We start from the raw sequence: 2437 nt of genomic DNA, 5'->3' as shown, positions 1-2437 counted from the left end.
AACCGTGCTAAGCAATGCCGACCCACATGGAGCGGGTCGTGTGCAGGTGCGCATGAATTGGCAGACCGATAACATGCGAACAAGTTGGGTACGTGTGATGACGCCAGATGGTGGTGGCAGCAAAGACGTAAAGAGCAACCGTGGCTTTGTTTTCATCCCAGAGGTAGGCGACCAAGTCCTCCTTGGCTTCCGTCATGGCGACCCCGCCCGTCCCTACGTTATGGGTAGCCTGTTTAATGGAACGACAGGTGGTGGCGGTGGTCAAGGCAACAACTGCAAAAGCCTCACCAGCCGCACTGGCTGTGCCTTGAAACTTAATGATTCTAAAGGAAGTGTCACGCTGCACGATAAGGGCGGTGTAACCATGACTTTTGATGGTGCAGGTAATGCCACTACAAATGCAAAATCTTCTAATTTTGTCAATGCTGGAACTAATAATGTTATTAATGTTGGTAATGGCAGTTCCGTTATATCTTCAGACTCAGACGGTAATATAACGTTAAAAGGAAACACAGCTATTACTTTGGTTGTAGGAGAAAATCAAATAAAGGTTTGCACGAGTGGTATCTTTATTAATGGTAAACAGCAGATTGCCATCGGAACAGATGAAATGATGTCCTTAGAGGCTAAGCAGGATTTGACGATGTCAAGCAAGGCTAATCTTAATATGTCAGGTTCTACAACTGTCAGCCTTGGCAGCAATGATATATCGATTACAGGTGGAAGTAAGGTCGTTGTAGATGGCCCAGATGTTAATATAAATAGCTAAAGGGAATAAGTGTTTTATGGAAATCAACGAAGAAGAGTATTTCAGAAGATATAAAGAAGGAGAGACATTTGTCTATGACCTTACCGCAGAAGGACATTCCAAGGCTATGGTCATTGATAGTGACTTCAAGATGACGAGTCGGCATGAACTTACGTTCCTTGAAGTAGACAAGGAACAGCAATGGTGGCGTTTCCGCCTGCGTGAGTTATCAAATAAGTTAGTGAAATATGATGACGCCACTGTGGCTCAGATTATTGAGGCGACGAATGAGATTAGTGCCATATATGACGAATTGGACTTCTGGGTCAGCGACCACGGGATTCTCCGTAAGATTAATAATAGGGAGCAAGTCTATTCCAAATGGGAGAAAGTTCGTGAGTATCTTACCTACAAGTACCCCATGAGCTCGTATGAGATAATCCTTGCAAAGGAGAAGGAACTTGCCAATGAGCCACTGTTTATGAACAATATTCGCTATATGCACTTCATGTATGCTTATTTCCTTCAATTTGGAAAATATATGCGTGAAGAACGCTTTAAGCATCGTGATATTGACCGCTTCGGTTCATGCGTTCCTATTGAACTTGCTTGTACGTACAAAACAAGTAAGGGTGTCATGTTTGATGGCAAGACCGATCGACATTTTAAGGGCGACATGATTTATGATAGTAGTGCTGTGGAGAAGATAACCAAGAACGTTGATGCAAAAGGAGCGAATATGGAGTATCAGATGCGTGCAGACTATCATAATGATGGTGAGATATTGGAAGAAGCCAATCTCAGCCTGAGTGAGACAGTCGGCAAGGATTATTCGTTGTACACCCACCTACATCTAAAACTTCACGAAGATGGCGAATGAACAGTATCTTACAGAACAGCACTATTTAGTCTGTACAAAGGGGGCTAAACCCGTCCATGTCAGTGTGGAGTCCCATAAAAGTGTGAAGTTTAGCGGGTCATTGGCAGCTACGAGCAAGGATGTTCAAAGGAAGGCTAATTTTGTATGTGCAGGGGCAGTCGCCTTTGGAGCTGGTGCCGTTGCTGGTGTAGGTGTTGGAGTTGCATCGTTTGCTATCGCTGCTTGCATGGGTGTCCCAGGACCAGGGTGGGTGGCTGCAGCAATTATTGCTGTAGTTATCGTTGCAGCATTAGTCTTAGCTGGTAGTAAGTGCGCCGCTGCTGCAGCAACTCGCTTTTGGATTCCCAATACAACATCTCAATGTTCTAAACTGAATGGTGCACCACTACTGACTCCGTGAATTCAACAAGCAAGTGCAAATTTACTTAATTAGTTCGTAAAAGCAGTCCTGTGGTGTTTTAAAATCTAATTTCTTTCTTGGCCTCATGTTAATTTTCTTTGAATACTTAGTTATTTGTTGCTGGCTGATATGCTCAAAGGTTTCTTTTTTTGGCACGTATTGCCTAATTAGTCCGTTAGCATTTTCTATAGCGCCTTTCTGCCATGAAGCGTATGGGTCAGCAAAATATATGGTAACACCAAGGCTTTTGGCTATCATTTCATGACAAGCGAATTCTGTACCATTGTCAGTTGTAATAGACTTGATATGGTCTTTGAAAGGAGATAGTAAGTGTATTACAGTTCGTGCCAGTTCTTTGGCATTTTTCCCCTTCTTTAGTTTTCTCATAAACAACATGTTTGTACTACGC

General features: G+C 43.2%; 4 protein-coding genes. 3 read left to right on the top strand and 1 reads right to left on the bottom strand.

All coding sequences use genetic code 11. From position 1 onward, the window contains the following. From HMPREF0666_RS06115 to HMPREF0666_RS06105, 3 genes are all read left to right on the top strand, one after another. A partial coding sequence (locus HMPREF0666_RS06115; protein ID WP_009011496.1) for a phage baseplate assembly protein V occupies positions 1 to 769 on the top strand: 769 nt, incomplete at its 5' end. 16 nt (positions 770 to 785) lie between these two features. Further along, entirely contained in the window at positions 786 to 1628 is an 843-nt protein-coding gene (locus tag HMPREF0666_RS06110) for a hypothetical protein (RefSeq protein ID WP_009011495.1), read from the top strand. Beyond that, the gene (locus HMPREF0666_RS06105; protein ID WP_009011494.1) at positions 1618 to 2028 is read left to right on the top strand and encodes a hypothetical protein; all 411 of its coding nucleotides are present in this window, start codon (positions 1618 to 1620) and stop codon (positions 2026 to 2028) included. Before HMPREF0666_RS06110 ends, HMPREF0666_RS06105 begins: the two co-directional genes overlap by 11 nt. 21 nt (positions 2029 to 2049) lie before the next feature. On the opposite strand, the gene HMPREF0666_RS17990 is transcribed toward HMPREF0666_RS06105, so the two are convergent. Beyond that, the coding region (locus HMPREF0666_RS17990) for an IS30 family transposase (protein WP_009011493.1) at positions 2050 to 2437 on the bottom strand (388 nt) is incomplete at its 5' end.

Origin of the sequence: Prevotella sp. C561, assembly GCF_000224595.1 — a bacterium.
Taxonomy (GTDB): Bacteria; Bacteroidota; Bacteroidia; order Bacteroidales; family Bacteroidaceae; genus Prevotella; species Prevotella jejuni.
The sequence above is the reverse complement of the archived record's forward strand: the minus strand, read 5'-3'. Positions and strand labels throughout refer to the sequence as shown.